The organism is Luteimonas marina (assembly GCF_007859325.1).
GTDB lineage: Bacteria > Pseudomonadota > Gammaproteobacteria > Xanthomonadales > Xanthomonadaceae > Luteimonas > Luteimonas marina.
Genome location: NZ_VOHK01000006.1, coordinates 173,034 through 189,643, shown reverse-complemented (window position 1 = coordinate 189,643; position 16,610 = coordinate 173,034). Strand labels below are relative to the sequence as shown.

The 16,610-nt window shown below is 67.9% G+C and carries 15 protein-coding genes; 7 read left to right on the top strand and 8 right to left on the bottom strand.

Annotated elements, in window-relative coordinates; genetic code table 11:
* The first annotated feature begins 17 nt into the window (after positions 1-17).
* From FQY83_RS14725 to FQY83_RS14695, 7 genes are all read left to right on the top strand, one after another.
* Positions 18-1,298, top strand: a complete 1,281-nt coding sequence (locus FQY83_RS14725; protein WP_238333511.1) for an ABC transporter ATP-binding protein — start codon at positions 18-20, stop codon at positions 1,296-1,298.
* On the top strand, positions 1,295-2,215 hold the full coding sequence (locus FQY83_RS14720; RefSeq protein ID WP_146388734.1) for a glycosyltransferase family 4 protein: 921 nt from the start codon (positions 1,295-1,297) through the stop codon (positions 2,213-2,215). Before FQY83_RS14725 ends, FQY83_RS14720 begins: the two co-directional genes overlap by 4 nt.
* Positions 2,212-3,054, top strand: a complete 843-nt coding sequence (locus FQY83_RS14715) for a hypothetical protein (protein WP_146388733.1) — start codon at positions 2,212-2,214, stop codon at positions 3,052-3,054. The genes FQY83_RS14720 and FQY83_RS14715 overlap by 4 nt, the downstream gene beginning before the upstream one ends.
* A gap of 2 nt (positions 3,055-3,056) precedes the next feature.
* Positions 3,057-3,839, top strand: coding sequence for a sulfotransferase family protein (locus tag FQY83_RS14710; RefSeq protein WP_158636525.1), 783 nt, complete (start codon positions 3,057-3,059; stop codon positions 3,837-3,839).
* A 67-nt stretch (positions 3,840-3,906) separates the two neighbouring features.
* Positions 3,907-7,728 carry a glycosyltransferase gene (locus tag FQY83_RS14705; protein WP_158636524.1) on the top strand — a complete coding sequence of 1,274 codons (3,822 nt, stop codon included), beginning with the start codon at positions 3,907-3,909 and terminating at the stop codon, positions 7,726-7,728.
* Positions 7,721-9,748: a hypothetical protein gene (locus FQY83_RS14700; RefSeq protein ID WP_146388730.1), complete on the top strand. Its 2,028-nt coding sequence runs from the start codon at positions 7,721-7,723 to the stop codon at positions 9,746-9,748. Before FQY83_RS14705 ends, FQY83_RS14700 begins: the two co-directional genes overlap by 8 nt.
* 48 nt (positions 9,749-9,796) lie before the next feature.
* Positions 9,797-10,678 (top strand): class I SAM-dependent methyltransferase, encoded by an 882-nt coding sequence (locus FQY83_RS14695; protein WP_146388729.1) that lies wholly within the window; start codon positions 9,797-9,799, stop codon positions 10,676-10,678.
* A 13-nt stretch (positions 10,679-10,691) separates the two neighbouring features.
* Here the strand turns inward: FQY83_RS14695 and FQY83_RS14690 are convergent, their stop codons facing one another.
* The 8 genes from FQY83_RS14690 to FQY83_RS14655 all read right to left on the bottom strand — a co-directional run bounded on the left by FQY83_RS14690 (position 10,692) and on the right by FQY83_RS14655 (position 16,606).
* Positions 10,692-11,102, bottom strand: coding sequence for a GtrA family protein (locus FQY83_RS14690; protein WP_146388728.1), 411 nt, complete (start codon positions 11,100-11,102; stop codon positions 10,692-10,694).
* Positions 11,089-11,634 carry an acyltransferase gene (locus tag FQY83_RS17920; RefSeq protein ID WP_146388727.1) on the bottom strand — a complete coding sequence of 182 codons (546 nt, stop codon included), beginning with the start codon at positions 11,632-11,634 and terminating at the stop codon, positions 11,089-11,091. The genes FQY83_RS14690 and FQY83_RS17920 overlap by 14 nt, the downstream gene beginning before the upstream one ends.
* A 1-nt stretch (position 11,635) precedes the next feature.
* Positions 11,636-12,385 carry a class I SAM-dependent methyltransferase gene (locus tag FQY83_RS14680; protein WP_146388726.1) on the bottom strand — a complete coding sequence of 250 codons (750 nt, stop codon included), beginning with the start codon at positions 12,383-12,385 and terminating at the stop codon, positions 11,636-11,638.
* The gene (locus FQY83_RS14675) at positions 12,382-13,269 is read right to left on the bottom strand and encodes a glycosyltransferase family 2 protein (RefSeq protein ID WP_146388725.1); all 888 of its coding nucleotides are present in this window, start codon (positions 13,267-13,269) and stop codon (positions 12,382-12,384) included. The genes FQY83_RS14680 and FQY83_RS14675 overlap by 4 nt, the downstream gene beginning before the upstream one ends.
* A gap of 116 nt (positions 13,270-13,385) precedes the next feature.
* On the bottom strand, positions 13,386-14,228 hold the full coding sequence (locus tag FQY83_RS14670) for a class I SAM-dependent methyltransferase (RefSeq protein WP_158636523.1): 843 nt from the start codon (positions 14,226-14,228) through the stop codon (positions 13,386-13,388).
* A gap of 256 nt (positions 14,229-14,484) precedes the next feature.
* On the bottom strand, positions 14,485-14,922 hold the full coding sequence (locus FQY83_RS14665; protein ID WP_146388723.1) for a hypothetical protein: 438 nt from the start codon (positions 14,920-14,922) through the stop codon (positions 14,485-14,487).
* The gene (locus FQY83_RS14660) at positions 14,919-15,860 is read right to left on the bottom strand and encodes an electron transfer flavoprotein subunit alpha/FixB family protein (RefSeq protein ID WP_146388722.1); all 942 of its coding nucleotides are present in this window, start codon (positions 15,858-15,860) and stop codon (positions 14,919-14,921) included. The genes FQY83_RS14665 and FQY83_RS14660 overlap by 4 nt, the downstream gene beginning before the upstream one ends.
* Positions 15,860-16,606 (bottom strand): electron transfer flavoprotein subunit beta/FixA family protein, encoded by a 747-nt coding sequence (locus FQY83_RS14655; RefSeq protein ID WP_146388721.1) that lies wholly within the window; start codon positions 16,604-16,606, stop codon positions 15,860-15,862. The genes FQY83_RS14660 and FQY83_RS14655 overlap by 1 nt, the downstream gene beginning before the upstream one ends.
* Positions 16,607-16,610: the final 4 nt, after the last annotated feature.

Here is a 16,610-nt window from a genome sequence, read left to right as displayed (position 1 = left end):
GTATCCTGTCCGGCTTCATGAGCAACGTCACCACTCCGGATCCCGGTTCGCCGGTCCTGCAGGCGCAGGGAATCGCGAAAACCTACCGCCTCTGGGCGACGCCGGCGAGCCGGCTCTGGGTCCCGCTGCTGTACCGCCTTTCGGCGCTGCTGTCCGCAGCCCCGCGGCTGTCGGACTGGCTTCGCCGGCGGGCGATGGCCCGCCTGCATCTGCACGACGCGCTGCAGCCGCTGAGCTTCTCGCTCCGGCGCGGTGAAGCGCTCGGCATCATCGGCCACAACGGCAGCGGCAAGAGCACGCTGCTGCAGATCGTCGCTGGCGTACTGCAGCCCTCGGCCGGTTCGGTCCGGATCGTCGGCAGGGTCGCGGCGCTGCTCGAGCTGGGGTCGGGATTCAACCCCGAGTTGACCGGGCGCGAGAACGTGCAGGTGAATGCCGCGATCCTTGGCCTGACGCCGCTCCAGATCCGCGAGCGCATGGACGAGATCATCGCGTTTGCCGACATCGGCGACTACATCGACGAGCCGGTGAAGACGTACAGTTCGGGAATGGCGCTGCGCGTGGCGTTCGCGGTGCAGGTGCACACCGACCCGGACGTGCTGATCGTGGACGAAGCGCTGGCCGTCGGCGATGCCGCCTTCCAGGCCAAGGCGATGACGCGCATCGACGAGATCCTGTCGCGCGGGACCACGCTGCTGTTCGTCGGCCACGATCTGAATGCGGTCAAGGCGTTCTGCCATCGCGCGATGCTGCTCGAACGCGGGCGCGTGGTGCTGGAGGGGCTGCCCGACGAGGTGATCACCGAATACCTGCATCGCACGCACAAGCGCGCGCTGGAGATCCAGCAGGACAGCCGCGCGGACGCGCTGGTGCGGATCGATGGCGGCTACGGGCTGGACGATGCCTGCGTGGTCGAGGCAAGCATCAACGGCACCCGCCACGTGGCGGTTCGCTATGGCGAGCGGCTGGAGCTGTCGTTCGTCGTGCGCCGGGATGCCAGGGTCGCCAGCCCGGCGCTGATCTTCGACATCCTCGACGGCCGGGGCCTGCAGTTGACGGGGCGTCGGGTCGCCTTGCCGGCGGGCGATGGCACGGCATGCGTGCGGGTTGCGCTGGGCGCGACGTTCCAGCAGGGCATCTACCGCCTGCGCACGCGGGTGGTGGATGCGCCGTCGATCGAACGCACCGTGGTGCTCTCGCGGCAGGAAGGCTGGCTGTCGTTCGAGATCGTGGACGACAGCAGGGAGCGCTTCACCGGGCTGTTCCCGGTGCCGATGGAGATCGGGATCGACGCATGAGCGGACGGCGGATGCTGTTCCACCGGGACTTTCTCGGCTACACCGGCGGGCACGGCAAGGTCTGGGACTATTTCAACCATGCCTTGGCGCTGGGTTGGGACGCGCGCGTGTACCTGACGCCGGGCTCGCTGCGTGGATCGACCAACCCCTGGAGCGCGCTGCCCGGGCGGATCGAGGCGACATGGCGGCCCTCGCAGGCGGACGTGCTCTTCCTCGGCGGCATGGACTGGCTCGCCCTGGACGACACGGTGCCTGCGGCGTCCACGCACGTGATCAACCTGGTGCAGCACGTCCGTCATGCCGACCCGGCCTCGCCGCTGAGGGCGTTCCTGGGCAGAAACGCCTGGCGGATCTGCGTCGGCCGGGCCGTGGCGGATGCGATCGTGTCCACGGGCGACGTCGTCGGCCCGGTCCGGGTGATCCCGGCGGGGCTCGATCTCACGGTGTCCAGGCAGGCGGGCGAACAGGAAGGCGCCGGCGTGTTCATCGGCGCCCTGAAGAACCCGGGGCTCGGGCTGGCGCTTGCAGGCATGCTGTCCGACGCCGGATGCAGCGTGAGGCTGGAAGCGGGCTGGATGCCGCGCGACGCCTTCTTGGCCGCGATGGCGGAGGCCGAAACCGTGGTGGCCCTGCCGCATCCGACCGAAGGGTTTTTCCTGCCGGGCCTGGAGGCGCTGGCGCTCGGGCGTTCGCTGGTCATGCCGCCCTGCGGAGGAAGCGGCGAGTATGCGCGCGATGGCTGGAACTGCCTGATGCCGCCGCCGGATCCCGATGCGCTTGCTGCGGCAGTCCTGCGGCTGCGCGATCGGCCGCTGCGCGCGCGCTTGCGGCAAAACGGCTTCGAGACGGTGGCCCGGCACTCGCTCGCGGCGGAAAGGGCCGCCTTCGCGGGACTGCTCGACGAGGTCGTCGCATGAGCGCGCGCAATATCGCCTTGACCGGCGTGCCGCGCTCGGGGACCACGCTGTGCTGCAGGATGCTGGGGCAGGCGACGGATACGGTCGCGCTGTTCGAGCCGATGGACGTCACTGCGCTGTCCGCGATACGTGCGCAGGCGCTTGGCCAGGTGGCGCGGTTCTTCGCCGATGCGAGGGCCTCGCTGTTGAGCGATGGAACTGCTTGGAGCCAGCAGGTGGACGGCGAGGTGCCGGACAACCCGTTCTCGAGCGAGACCGATGCCGACGGTCGCCGGCGCCACCGGGTGGCGCTGGGCCGGATCCGGCCGGACAAGCCCCTGTCCGCCGGATTCAACCTGGTGATCAAGCACAATGCGGCGTTCACTGCCCTGCTGCCGGAACTGGCGGCAGGCTTCGAGACCTGGGCCATCGTGCGCAATCCGCTGGCCGTGCTGGCCTCCTGGCATTCGGTCGACCTTCCGGTGACCCACGGACGCCTTCCCGCGGGAGAGCAACTGGACCCCGCGCTGGCCCGGGCATTGGATGCGGAGGCGGATGTCGTCGCGCGGCAATTGCGCATCCTCGACTGGCTGTTCTCCCGTTACCTTCGGTACCTGCCCCGCGAACGGGTGCTTGCCTACGAGGGCGTCGTGGCGACGGAAGGTGCCGCGCTGGCCGACGCCGTCGGGATGGAGATGGCCCCGTTCCCGCTGCAGGAACGCAACGCCAGCCGGCTGTACGACGCGGCGCTGTGCAGCCGGCTGGCCGATCGCCTGCTGGCGGACTGCGGAGGCTGGCGCAGCTTCTACCAGGAGCGGGACGTGGTCGACTTGCTGCAGCGCATGCGGACGTCGGCATGACGATGGCGCCGCGCGTAAGCTTTGTCATCGGAGGCGTGCAGAAGGGCGGCACGACGGCGTTGGCCCGGTTCGTGGGCTGCCATCCCCGGGTGGCGCTCCCGCTGGACAAGGAAGCCCACCTGTTCGATGACGCGGGGTTCGACGAGCGCTGGAGCCCGGCAGAGGTCGACGCCCGGTATGCGGCGCATTTCGCGCCGGAGCCGGGGGCGGACCTGTTCGGCGACGCCACGCCGATCTACATCCTGCATCCCCGCCTCGTGCGCCGGATCGCGGCCTACAACCCGGCGATGAAGTGGATCCTGATCCTGCGCCACCCGATCGAGCGCGCCGTGTCGCAGTACCACATGGAGCGTTCGAAGGGACGCGAGCATCTGCCCTTCTGGCTGGCGCTGTTGCGCGAGCGTGGACGCCTGCGAGGGCACGGGGACGACGTTACACGCGATTCGCCGTTGAGCAAGCACAGCTATCGCCTGCGCGGGGACTATGCGCGGCAACTGGACGTGCTGTATCGCTGTTTCGCGCCCGAGCAGGTGCTCGTCCTGCGCAACGAAGACCTCGCGCGGACGCCGGATGCGGTGATGGACCGGCTCTGGCGCTTCCTCGGCATCGAAGCGCCGCCGCGGCCGGCCTACGGTCGGGTCTTCGAAGGCGGTTACGCGCCCCTGCCGAGAAGCAGCCTGCGCTGGCGATTCTATGAATGGATGTTCAGGCGCGAGCTCGATGAGCAGTCCCGTAGGTACGGTCTCGACTGGACCGGGCCCGCCCCGGGGGAAGGCGGCGGCTAAAATGCATGATTCCGTCGCGGCGGGCGTCTTGCCGCTGCGCACCGACCAGCGAAGCGAAGGCTCCCGCATGACGACAGACTCCGCATCACCACGGGCGCTGCTGGTACTCGGCATGCACCGCAGCGGCACGTCCGCGGTGGCGGGGGCGCTTCGGCTCCATGGCGTTGCCCTGGGCGAAGACCTGCTCGCGCCCGCGAGCGACAACCCCAAGGGATTCTGGGAGCATGCCGGCGTCGTCGCCATCCACGACCGGCTGCTGGTTTCGCTGGGGCGGTCATGGAACGATCCGCGGCCCCTGCCGGAGGGGTGGCAGGACGGACCCGAGGCGTCCAGGGCGATGTCGGAACTCGAATCGCTGCTTGTCGCAGAGTTCGGTGGACTGCCGCTGTGGGCGGTCAAGGATCCCCGCCTGTGCAGGCTGCTTCCCCTCTGGGAGCCGATCCTGGCGCGGCTCGGGGTGCGGCCGGCGGCCCTGTTCGTCATGCGCCACCCCCGCGACGTCGTTGCATCGCTGACGGCGCGCAACGACTGGCCGCCGGGACTGTCGCGCCTGCTGTGGATTCAGCACCTGCTGGAAGCCGAAGCGGCCACGCGGGGCATGCCGCGGGCCATCCTGTCCTACGACGCGCTGCTGCAGGCCCCCGGGGAAACCCTGGATGCCGCCTTTGCCGCCCTCGACCTGGTGCCGCCGCCGGCGTCCCCGGACGCCAGGACCGCCCTGTCGGGCTTTGTTTCCCGATCCGACCGCCACCATGCGCATGCCGATGATCCGGCGCCCGAATGGGACCTGGTGCAGCGCATGTTTGCGGCGGCGACCTCCTCTCGCCAACCGTGGCGGGACCTGGCGCCACTGAGGGCGGAATTCGAGCGCGCCGAAAGCCTGTATGCGGACACGCTGGAAGATTTCGCCCGGCTTGGCGAGCGCGAGCGCAGGGAGCTTGCGCAGGCTCGGCTGCGGCTGCAGGACGCGGATACGGAAGTGAAGCAGCGCGGCGACCTGATCGTTGCGCTGAATGCCCGGGTGGCGGAAATGGACGTGCAGCATCTGGAGCTGCGCAGGGAGTTCGATGAGCGATCGGCATGGGCGGAGACCCTGGGCCGGGAGCGTCAGGCATTGATCGAACAGGCCGCCGAGCTGCGGGCTGAATACGACGAACGCACGCGCTGGAGCGAGGCGCTGGACGCCGAGCGCGCGTCGCTGTCGCAGCGTCTGGGCGAACTGCAGTCCGAATACGACGAACAGGCGCGCTGGGCGCAGTCGCTGGACGCCGAGCGCGCATCGCTGTCGCAGCGGCTAGGCGAACTGCAGTCCGAGTACGACGAGCGCACGCGCTGGGCGCAATCGCTGGACGCCGAGCGCGCATCGCTGTCGCAGCGTCTGGGCGAGCTGCAGTCCGAATACGACGAGCGCACGCGCTGGGCGCAATCGCTGAGCGCCGAGCTCGACGCCATGGGGCAGCGCGCCGCATCGATGGAGCGCCACCTGGCGCAATGGGGCGAAGCGGTCGCGACCGGGCTGCATGCGTCCGGGATCGATGCGGGGGAAACCGCGAGCCTGGAGCAGGCGATCGGCGGGCTGCGGCAGCTGGCCACCCGGCGCAGCGAGATGGAGGCGGAGCTGCGCGACCTCTCCGCGAGGCACCAGGCGCAATCGGTGCAGATGCAGCAGATCCTGACGTCGCGTTCGTGGCGTTTGACCAGGCCGCTGCGTTTCGCGTTGCGCATCGCGCGCGGCGACTGGCCGTCCGTCATCACCTCGCTGCGGGCATCCTCGCTGGGACAGGGCGGACTGCTGGCGCCCCTGCGCGCCCTGGCAGGCCGGTGGCTGCGGCGCCACGATCCGGCACCGGCGCCGGCGGCCGCTGCCGCCCCGCATTCGCCATCCGATCCGGCCGTTGCACAGCCGGTGTCGGCCGGGCAACTGCAGCAACTGTCGTTCCCGCCGTGCCCGCATCCGGTCGTGTCCATCATCATCCCGACGTACGGAAACCTGCACCACACCTTCCAGTGCCTGCGCTCGATCGCGGAAAACGCCCCGCGGGTCGCATACGAAGTCCTGGTCGTCGAGGACGCCTCCGGCGACGCGGCGATCCAGGCGCTGCGCGACGTTCCGGGGCTGCACTACCACGACAACCCGGAAAACCTCGGTTTCCTGCGCTCGTGCAACCGTGCGGCCACGCTCGCGCGCGGGGACTACCTGTACTTCCTCAACAACGACACGGAAGTCACCCGGGGCTGGCTCGACAGCCTGGTCGAAGTCTTCGACCGGCGCCCGGATGCCGGTCTCGTCGGCTCCAAGCTCGTCTATCCGGACGGCCGGCTGCAGGAAGCGGGCGGCATCCTGTGGTCCGACGGCAGCGCCTGGAACTACGGCCGGCTCGACGATCCCGACCTGCCGCAGTACAACTACCTCAAGGAAGCCGACTACGTTTCGGGCGCCTCGATCATGCTGCGGCGCGCGCTGTTCCTCGATGTCTTGGGCGGCTTCGACGAGCGCTACGCGCCGGCCTACTACGAGGACACAGATCTCGCGTTCCGGGTCCGCGAGCAGGGCCTCAAGGTCTACCTGCAGCCGCGCTCGGTGGTCATCCACCACGAAGGCGTGTCGAGCGGGACGGACGTGTCCACCGGCGTGAAATCCTGGCAACCGGTCAACCAGCGCAAGTTCCTGGAACGCTGGGGCGCCGTCCTGGCCCGCGAACACACCCCGAACGCCGTCGACGTCGAAACCGCGCGCGACCGCAGTCGCGGGAAGAAGGCGATCCTCGTCGTCGACCATTACATCCCGCAGCCGGACCGGGACGCCGGTTCGCGCGCGATCTTCCAGATGGTCGAGGTGCTGGTCGGCCAGGGCTACAGCGTCAGGTTCTGGCCGGACAACCTCTATCGCGATCCCGACTACGTCCACCTGCTGCAGGACATGGGCGTGGAAGTGATCTACGGCAGCGGGTACGCGGGTGCGTTCGACGCCTGGATCGGCGAGCGCAGCGACCTGTTCCACGCGGTGATCCTCAGCCGACCGCACATCTCGGTGAAGTACATCGACTCGGTCCGCAAGCACGCGCAATCGCGGGTGGTCTACTTCGGGCACGACGTGCACCACCTGCGCATGCTCGAACAGATGAAGGTCGAGCCCTCCGACCAGCTGGCGATCGACACCCGCTGGCTGCGCTCGCTGGAGCACGAGATGTGGGCGAAATCCGACGTCATCGTCTACCCGTCGGCGGACGAAACCGCCCACGTGCGCGACTGGCTGCGCAGCAACCGCGGCAAGGCGCGGGCGCTGACGGCACCGCTCTACGGCTTCGAATCGGTTCCGGAAGCGGCCCCCGGCGACCTGCGTGACCGGTCCGGGATCCTGTTCGTGGCGGGCTTCGCCCACCAGCCCAACGTCGACGCCGCGCTGTGGTTCGTGTCGCAGGTACTGCCGCTGATCCGGGCCTCGGCGGCGGATGTCTGCCTCGCGCTGGTGGGCTCGAATCCGAAGCCGGAAATCCTGCAGCTGGCCTGCGACGGCATCGAAGTCACCGGATTCGTCAGCGACGAGGAACTGGAACGGCGCTACGCGGCGACCCGCGTCGCGATCGCGCCGCTGCGGTTCGGTGGCGGCATGAAGGGCAAGGTGCTCGAGGCGATGCGCCACGGGGTTCCGTGCGTCACCACGCCCACGGGCATGCAGGGACTGTCCGAGGCCGGGGGATTCATGCGATACGCCGACGATCCGGAGGCGTTCGCGGCGCACGTGCTGGAGTTGCTGTCCGACGACGGCGCATGGAACGCGGTGTCGTCCTCGGAGCTGGACTTCATCGAGCGAAGGTTTTCCCGGCGCGTGTTCGAGGGCACGTTTGCCTCGATACTCGCCGCAGACAAGGATGCCCGGGATGCATGACGCCACCGCCAGAATGGAGAACCACGGCCATTCACGCCTGGACGTGGCCGCGATGGTGGCGATCACGCTGCTGTCCCTGGTCGCGAAGTACATCGTGCTTGATCCGGTGGGTCCGCTCATCTTCTTCGACGAACTGCTCTACAAGCTCGGGGCGGACGCGCTCGCCGGACACGGGGACTACCCCTCGGCCCAGTATCCCTTCCTGTATCCGCTGTTGCTCGCGCCGGCGGTGGCCAGTGGCGCCAGCTACGACGGCATTGTCCTGACCAACGTACTGGTCACCTCGACCCTGGTGCCGGCCTGCTGGCTGCTGGCCAAGGCCTGCGGGGCGAAGTGGGGGTGGCCGAGCGCGGCGATTGCGGCGGTGCTGCCGATCCAGTTCACGTTCCCGACGCAGGCGATGGCGGAAAACCTGTTCGTGCCGCTGTTCACGTTCTGCATCTGGTATGCGGTGCGCGCGAAGCCCGTCGGCTGGTTGTCCGCGTTCGTGTTCGGGCTGATGCTGGCCGGCACCTACCTGACCAAGTACCTCGCGCTTCCGGCGGTGCCGGTGCTGTGGGTGATCTGGCTGTACGGAATGTGGCGCAATGGCGTGGCGCGGCCAGGCCTCGTGCCACCCGCCGCGTCGAGCGTCGCGGGGGGCGCGCTGCTGCTGCTGGCATGGGTGTGGTACGCGGGCGAAAACGGCATCGGCGTCACGGCTGCCTTTGGTGGCGACGTCTACGACGGCTTCGCCGACCGCAACGCGATCACGCTGGACGCCATCGCGCTGTGGACGGTCGCCTACCTGTCGACGATGGTCCTCCTGGTCGGGCCGTTCCTGTACCGGTTCCTCGAAGCGGGTGTCCATCTCGTGAGGCACCCGCTCCGGCTCACCGGGGAATCCGCCTTCTATCGGCTGGTGCTGGTCTGCCTGCTGTTCCTAGGGGGCTACACGCTGGTGTGCGTGCAGCACTCCGTGCAGCTGGCGATGAACCATCCGGATCCGCAGCGGATCGTGGCGCGCTACTTCATGCAACTCGTCCCGGCCGTGTTCGTGGCGGGAATGGTCCATACGCTGGCCGGCGATGGCGTCGGCCGGCTGCGCCTGCTGTCGGGGATCGTGAGTGCGCTGTGCCTGGCGGGGGCTGCCTTCGCGGCGCATGGCGTGCTGTACCGGGATTTCGTCTGGGATTTCCCCGATTGGTTCGCTGCGATTCCGCTGTATGCCACCGACATCCTCGGCTATCGGCAGGGGATCGGGTTCTGGCTGCTTCTCGTGCTGGTGCTGCTGGGCCCGGCCGCCGCAACGGGCCGGATCGGCCGATGGCTGCTGGCGGCAGGCAGCGTCGTGCTTGTTGCGTGCTCGGCTGCGTCCGTGAACCGCGACTCCGAAGTGCTCACGACGTCCAGGCCGACGCACGCCAAGGAACTGCTTCCCTATGTGACCGCGACCCTGGACAAGGGCGAGTCTGCCCTGATCATTGCCGAGATTCCCCGCCTCGGTGGTGCCGAGATCAAGCAGGCGCTTGCCTTCTGGGGCGTGCCGGTCGACCGTGTCAACATCGTGGGTTCGCAGCAGATTTCGGGTTTCGGGACAGACGTCGGCGATGTGTACAGGTTGAGCCTCAAGCGCGAGGAGCAACGGCCGCTGCTGCGGGAGTATCCCGTTGGTCAAGGCTGGCGCAAGACAACCGCGTACATCTACAGGGATGCGCTCCCGCCGGCGAGGGGCGTCGAGTCCTCCGCGCTGGAGCCGCGTGCGGCGTTTACCGCGACGCCCGCTTCACTGTGCGCGCGGGACGGGGCCGCCGTCGTCGACCTGTCGTGGGACGTTCCGCCGGATATCGCGAAACAGGTGACGGTGTCGGTGCTCGCGTCCGATGGCAGGGAGCAGTTGTTCGCTGCCACCATCGGCACGGGCAGGCAGTCGACCGGACCATGGGCAATGGCGGGAACCGAATTCACGTTGCGCCACGCGGACACTGGAAGGCTCCTCTCGACGCTGAAGATCGGGTCGGCCGATTGCGGAGGTGGGTGATCCGGCGGCGGGTATATTGTTCCCAGATCCGAACCGAAGGGAGATGGCATGGCTAGATCGAGACTGCGGAAGATCGCGGATTTGTTCGGGTGGCCGGATGATGTGCGCGAACCTTCCTTGACTGCGGGGGGGGGGGGGGGCGTTGACGAACTGCTCCGGGTCCTGGACGGCTATGGGCATACGGATGTGGGCTACCTGCGGCATCACCACGAACGGTTCAGCCTGACGCTGGAGGAGTTCGACGGGAGTTGGGACCGCAGCCGGGGTGTCCGGTTGCTGGACATCGGCGCGCACTGGCTGCACCAGTCCCTGATGTGGCGGCGCGCTGGATACGAGGTGACGGCGATGGACCTGCCCGTCACGTTGGATCTTCCGAGCGTCCGCGCCGCTGCGGACGGCGAGGGGATCCGGCTGGTGACGGAATCCGACCTGGAACGGTGTCCTTCGCTTTCGAACCTTCCGGACGACAGCGTGAATGTGGTCCTGTTCACAGAGATCATCGAACACATCACGTTCAACCCCGTGCATTTCTGGAGCGAGGTGTACCGCGTGCTGATGCCGGGCGGGCGCATCGTGATCACGACGCCGAACTACTATTCGTGGTTCGGGCGCGCCTGGGATTTCCGGCGCTTCCGCACGGGCTTCGGCGGTGGGGTCTCCGTGGACGAAGTGCTGGCCACGCCAACCTATGGGCACCATTGGCGCGAATTCGCGATGCATGAACTGATCCGGTACTTCTGCCTGCTTTCGCCTGACTTCAACGTTGTCAAGATCAAGTACGTGAAGAATTACTACCCGCCGCCGGTCACGCGTGGCGGCCGGATGAAGCAGGCGCTCTGCGAACGTATCCCCTGGCTTCGGCCGAACCTGCATCTGGAAATCGAACTGCCCGCCAAGCAGGCCGGGATCGTGGTCAAGCCGGGATGGTAGCGAGCGGGGCGCGTCAGCGCCGGAAAATCAGCAGCTTCGAGACGATGAACTTCGCGACCATCGACAGACCCGCAGTCACGAAGTAGACGACCTGATAGTGGTCCAGGACGCGCAGCAGCGAAGAGAACACCAGCACTTCGAGCGCGCGGAAGGCGAGGACGGACGGGAAGAACATCGACGCCTCCTTCCAGAGCGGGCCCTGGGTTCCCTTGAAGACGTAGTGCCTGCAGCCGAAGAAATTGAGGATCGAGCACGAGACCACGGCGATGGCGTAGGCGGGTTCGGGAGCCAGTTGCGCCAGTTCGACCAGGCCCGTCGTCAGCAGGTAGCCGACGGCGAGGCTGGCGACCGACAGGACGCCCATCCGCAGCCCTTCGCCGAGCAGCGGCGACATGCGTCGCCCGGGTGCATCAGGCGGCGTCATGGGCGCTCCGGGTGCCACGCGTGCCGACGATGCGCGCGGGCACGCCCACGGCGATGGAGAAGGCGGGCAGGTCGCGCGTGACCACCGCGCCGGCGCCGACCACGCAACCGCGCCCGATATGCACGCCTCGCAGCACGCGCACGCCGCAGCCGAGCCACACGTCCTGCTCCAGCACGATCTTCCCGGCGCGCTTGGGCTGCTGCCAGATGGGCGTGTCGGGGTCGTCGAAGACATGGTCCTCGCTGAGGAAGGAGCAGCCGTGCGCGACGCGGCAGTGGTCGCCGATCTCGAGGCCGCCGTAGCCGTCGAGGAACACGTACTCGTTGACGGTCACGTGGCGCCCGATGCGGATCCCTTCCGGGAACCAGACCGACACGCCGTCCTTGATCTTCCAGCTGTGGATGGACGCCATGAACAGCTTGAGCACCGCGAAGCGGAAGACGTCGCCGATCGGTGGCGGCAGGTACTTGACCAGGCCGTACAGGGTGAAGAACGCGGCCGCGCGCAGGTACGTGGCGAGCGGGTAGCGCATCTCAGGGCCGGACGGCGACGCAGACCACGGACAGGCCGATCGGAGGCCCGCTCAGGCTGTCGGCCAGCTTCAGCGCGGGCATCAGCTTGCGGATGCGTTCGATCTGCTTCGGAGTGAAGGTGCGCGAGAAGTTTTCCTGTCGCTCGAGGATGCGTGACTTGAGGAAGTACGGCGGCACGCCGGCCAGGTTCATGTACCGGCACTTCTCCACCCGGAAGCCAGCGGTCTCCACCGCCTTGCGCAGGCTGGCCTTCGTATAGCGGCGGTAGTGGCCGGAGGCCTCGTCGACCGGCCCGTACAGCCACGGCAGCGCGGGAACCTTGATGTACACGCGGCCGGACGGCGGCAGGGCGCCGTGGAACTGCCGCAGCACCGCCACGTCGTCAGGCAGGTGTTCGAGCACGTCGAGGGTGAAGATGCTGCGGATCGCGTGCTCGCGCAGCAGGCCTTCGCACTGCTCCAGGTCGCAGTCGACCACGGTCACCGCGGGATTGCCGGCGAAGCGCTGGCGCAGCACAGCCAGGTTGTCGGTGCCGCCTTCGAGCAGGAGCACGGGCGAGACGCGCTCGGCCAGCAGCGCGGAAAAATGGCCGGAGCCGGCGCCGGCGTCGGCCGCGGGGCCTTGCAGGTCATCGCCGAACAGGCTCAGGGTCCAGGCGTAGTACGCCTGCAGGTGGCCCATCCTGTGCTGGGCCTCGTGGTGTTCGGCGTTGTCGCGGTATTCGAAGGCGTCGTGGTGCGGGTCGCTCATACCTGGCTCCGCTTGTCGATCATGTCGGCCAGGATCGCGAAGATCCCGACGTTGAGGAGCATCGTGAGCAGGACCAGCGATTTCTCGGTCAGGTCGCGGAGCACGAAGGCGTCGTAGCACAGGCTGGCCGTGCTGCCGATCGCCAGCACCACGAGCAGGGGCGAGAGGATGCGCAGCGGCGCGAAGTACATGCCCGTGCGGCCGATGATCTGCACGAACCGGAGCGTATCCTTGATCGGGTGGATCTTGGAGTTGCCCTTGCGCGCGAAGTAGTCGATCGGCTCGAAATGGACGCGGTAGTTGTTGCGCAGCGCCGAGATGGTGATGGTGATGGTGAAGCTGAAGCCGTTGGGCAGGATGCGCACGAACTTGCGGGCCATGTCCCTGCGGAACACGCGCATCCCCGAGTTGATGTCGGGTATCTTCTGGTTGACGATCCAGTTGATCCAGCGATGCAGGAAGAACTTGGGGATCTTGCGCAGCGTGGAGTAGGTGACGTTCTCGCCGGTGCGTGCGCCGACCACCATGTCGAGGTTGCGGTCGATGGCGATGCCCACCAGCTTCGGCAGGTCGGCGATCGGATAGGTGCCGTCGGCGTCGATGATCGCGATCAGGTCAGACGCGGCCTCGCGCATGCCGGTCTTGAGCGCGGCGCCATAGCCGCGGTTGCGGTCGTGCGGGACCACGGTGAGCCGCGGATGGCGCGACTCCAGCGAGCGGAGCACCGTCAGCGTGCCGTCCTCGGAACCGTCCTCGATCGCGAGGATCTGGAAGTTGCCCAGCGGCGCGAGCGCCGAGTCGAGCTTCTCGATGGTCTCTGCGACGGCGCCCTCCTCGTTGTAGCAGGGGACGAGGACGGTGACGATCGGGGCTGTTTGGGTCATCGGAACCTGGATTGCGGAATGCGTCTGCATTTTCTCATGAAAGCCTGGAAGGACCGGGAGTCCCGGCTTGGTCCGGGGGCGGAACCGGGTGGAGTCGATAGAGTGGCGCTAGTACCTCAACGTGTTGCTACCAGTGTCCAGAGGCCGTAGAACAGGCCGTGTTCGAGGCCGCACGGCATGACCATGCGCACGTCGGAGAACCCGGCGCTGCGAAACACGTCCAGTACGTCCCAGCCGAAATGGTAGAAGCACAGCACGCCGCCGCTGATCGGATCGCCATGGTACTCAGGTTCCAGCAGGTGCCGGACCTCGCCCTCTTCATCGACGAGAGCACGGGTGATGGTGTCGGGGCCGTCGGTGAATGGAAATGTCGCGACGCAGGTCCCGCCCGGCTTCAGCACGCGTGCGAACTCGGAAACCGCGGTGCGATAGTCGGGAACATGTTCAAACACCTCGAACGATGCAATCGCGTCCAGCGAGGCATCCGCGAAGTTGAGTTTCGTGACGTCCTGATATTCGACCGTGCCCTTGCCGCCGGCCTGGTGGAAGCGCCGGGTCAGCGCCATCCGCTTGAGGAAGCTCGGCTCGAACTCGCTGCCGAGGAGGGTGCCACGCAGATGCCGCTGGAGCCAGATGAAGGTCCCCGTCACCTGTTCGGTCAAGTACACCGCCGGTGGATGATCCAAGCTTTCGAGTTGGTCCAGCAGCAGGCGCAGCGAACTCCGGATGCGCGAGTTGTGGCGGCATTCGCGGCAAAGCAGTCCCTCGCGAATATCTGGCTGCCGGGGGTCCATGCTCTCGGTGAGGACGAATCCACGGCTCGACCCGCATAGACCGCAGGTGCCGGCGACCTGGCTCCAGTCGCGTCCGACCAAGGCTTCTCTGGACGCTAGCCAAGCGTCCCGGACGCCCTCATGGCCGTCGCGTTCCTGCCAGGACCTGACGGTCAAATGATCCATTCGTACGGGTGGTTCCTTGGTGGGGGGGCGGGAGGCAGGCGATCGCCGTGCCTGCGCGCAACGCCGCCGAGTCCGGCTGCCCGGCAATCCTGCCACCAGTTGCCTGCTGGAGAGACAGGTGGCGCAGGGGCGGAGGTTACCAGACCCGGATCGACGGGCATGTCGACGCGCGAGTCGGCGCACACCGACTCTACTCCATGATTCTAGGGAGCTTCCGCCGGATGAATGCAGGTGGGGAACACAGTACAGGCCTGTTTCAGCGCCTGCACGAGGGGCCGCCGATGACGACTGATTCCAGTTTCTCGCCCGTCTCGCCATTGTGGAGCGAGAACGTCGAGCCGGGGAGGGCCCAGCGGCCGGTCTCGGCCCGGCCTTGCGCGCCACCGGCGGCGAACAGGCGTTCCGAGTTGCGGGCCAGGATGTGGACACGCACCGACATCGGCGGTGGCGCTAGCGAACTGGTATCCCAGGTCAGCGTGACGACTGCCGGGCTGCAGTCCGGAAGCGATGCCGGTTCGGCGCGGATGAAGCGTGTCTGCGGCACCTCGGGCGTCGCGGGTGCGGCCACGGTCGCCTCGGATTGAGTGGGAGCAGTGGCCGGGGCGCTGTCGCTTGGCGCCTGCTGGCAGGCACCGAGCAGGACGGTGCCGACAAGGCAAGGCAGCAGCACATGGACGCGATGGGCGAGGTTCATTGCAGTTGATTTTCCAGTTCGGGCAGCAGCGTGAACAGGTCCCCGACCAGGCCGATGTCGGCCACCTCGAAGATCGGCGCGTCGCCATCCTTGTTGATCGCGACGATCGTGCCGGCGTCCTTGATGCCGGTCAGGTGCTGGATCGCGCCGGAGATGCCGATCGCCACGTACAGCTCCGGGGCGATGATCTTGCCGGTCTGGCCGACCTGCAGTTCGTTGGGCACGTAGCCGGCGTCGACCGCGGCGCGCGAGGCGCCTACCGCCGCGCCCAGCCGGTCGGCGAACTTGTAGATGGTCTCGAAGTTCTCCTTCGAGCCGACGCCGCGGCCGCCGGACACCACCCGCTTCGCGCTCTGCAGGTCGGGGCGGTCGGACTTGCCGGCGGCCAGGCCGACGTAGCGGGTATGCGTCGGCAGGGTTGCGTCAACGGTGACGGCTTCGACCGCGCCGCCGCCGCCCTTCGCCGCTTCCGGCCACGAGGCCGTGCGCACGGTGGCGACCACGGTGCGGTCGGCCGGCGCCTCGACGGTGATGATGGCGTTGCCGGCGTAGATCGGGCGCTTGAACACATGCGCGCCTTCGACCGCCATGAGGTCCGAGACCTGGGCCACGCCGAGCAGGGCGGCGACACAGGGCGCAAGGTCCTTGCCGAAGGTGGTGCTGGGCAGGACGACATGGCTGTAGCCCTCGGCCAGCTTCGCGACCTGCGGCGCCAGCACCTGGGCGACGGGCTGCGCGTTGGCGGCGTTGGCCACGGCGAGCACCCTGGCCACGCCGGCGATCTGCGCCGCTTCGGCGGCCACCGCGGACGGGTCGGCGGCGAGCACGGCGATGTCGATCGATTCGGGCGACAGCGCCTGCGCGGCGCTGACCGTGCGCGCGGTGGAGGCGTTGAGCGTGCCGCCCAGGTGTTCGGCGATGACGAGGACCTTGGCCATTACAGCAACCCCTTCTGCTTGAGTGCGGCGATCAGCTCGGCCGCGTCCTTGACCATCACGCCCTTGCTGCGCTTCGCGGGCGGGGCGTGGTGGGTGGTCTTGAGGAAATCCCCGGACTCCACGCCCAGGTCCGCCAGTTGCAGCGTCTCCATCGGCTTGCTCTTGGCTTTCATGATGTCGGGCAACTTGATGAAGCGCGGCTCGTTCAGGCGCAGGTCGGTGGTGACGACGGCGGGCAGGTCGACCTCCAGCGTCTCCAGGCCGGCGTCGACTTCGCGGGTCACGGTGGCCTTGCCATCTGCAATCTCCAGCTTCGAGGCGAAGGTCGCCTGCGGGCGGCCCCAGAGCGTGGCCAGCATCTGCCCGGTCTGGTTGGCGTCGTCGTCGATCGCCTGCTTGCCCAGGATCACCAGGTCCGGCGATTCCTTCTCGACCAGCTTGAGCAGGGTGCGGGCGGCGGTCAGCGGCTGGATCGGCTGGTCGGTGACCACGTGGATGGCGCGGTTGGCGCCCATCGCCAGGCCGTTGCGCAGGTGCGCGGCGGCGTCGGCCGGGGCGATGGTGGCGACCACGACTTCGGTGGCGATCTCCTTGTCGCGCAGGCGCAGCGCCTCTTCCAGCGCGATCTCGTCGAAGGGGTTGGCCGAGAGCTTCACGCCCTCGGTGACCACGCCGGAACCGTCCGGCTTGACCTGGATGCGGACATTGAAGTCCACCACGCGCTTGTAGGCGACGAGGATCTTCATCGAG

What these genes read in the sequence shown, in the direction of transcription:
- FQY83_RS14725 (WP_238333511.1), top strand. Translation starts at nt 18, where the DNA reads ATGAGCAACGTCACCACTCCGGATCCCGGTTCGCCGGTCCTGCAGGCG.
- FQY83_RS14720 (WP_146388734.1), top strand. Translation starts at nt 1,295, where the DNA reads ATGAGCGGACGGCGGATGCTGTTCCACCGGGACTTTCTCGGCTACACC.
- FQY83_RS14715 (WP_146388733.1), top strand. Translation starts at nt 2,212, where the DNA reads ATGAGCGCGCGCAATATCGCCTTGACCGGCGTGCCGCGCTCGGGGACC.
- FQY83_RS14710 (WP_158636525.1), top strand. Translation starts at nt 3,057, where the DNA reads ATGGCGCCGCGCGTAAGCTTTGTCATCGGAGGCGTGCAGAAGGGCGGC.
- FQY83_RS14705 (WP_158636524.1), top strand. Translation starts at nt 3,907, where the DNA reads ATGACGACAGACTCCGCATCACCACGGGCGCTGCTGGTACTCGGCATG.
- FQY83_RS14700 (WP_146388730.1), top strand. Translation starts at nt 7,721, where the DNA reads ATGCATGACGCCACCGCCAGAATGGAGAACCACGGCCATTCACGCCTG.
- FQY83_RS14695 (WP_146388729.1), top strand. Translation starts at nt 9,797, where the DNA reads ATGGCTAGATCGAGACTGCGGAAGATCGCGGATTTGTTCGGGTGGCCG.
- FQY83_RS14690 (WP_146388728.1), bottom strand. Translation starts at nt 11,102, where the DNA reads ATGACGCCGCCTGATGCACCCGGGCGACGCATGTCGCCGCTGCTCGGC.
- FQY83_RS17920 (WP_146388727.1), bottom strand. Translation starts at nt 11,634, where the DNA reads ATGCGCTACCCGCTCGCCACGTACCTGCGCGCGGCCGCGTTCTTCACC.
- FQY83_RS14680 (WP_146388726.1), bottom strand. Translation starts at nt 12,385, where the DNA reads ATGAGCGACCCGCACCACGACGCCTTCGAATACCGCGACAACGCCGAA.
- FQY83_RS14675 (WP_146388725.1), bottom strand. Translation starts at nt 13,269, where the DNA reads ATGACCCAAACAGCCCCGATCGTCACCGTCCTCGTCCCCTGCTACAAC.
- FQY83_RS14670 (WP_158636523.1), bottom strand. Translation starts at nt 14,228, where the DNA reads ATGGATCATTTGACCGTCAGGTCCTGGCAGGAACGCGACGGCCATGAG.
- FQY83_RS14665 (WP_146388723.1), bottom strand. Translation starts at nt 14,922, where the DNA reads ATGAACCTCGCCCATCGCGTCCATGTGCTGCTGCCTTGCCTTGTCGGC.
- FQY83_RS14660 (WP_146388722.1), bottom strand. Translation starts at nt 15,860, where the DNA reads ATGGCCAAGGTCCTCGTCATCGCCGAACACCTGGGCGGCACGCTCAAC.
- FQY83_RS14655 (WP_146388721.1), bottom strand. Translation starts at nt 16,606, where the DNA reads ATGAAGATCCTCGTCGCCTACAAGCGCGTGGTGGACTTCAATGTCCGC.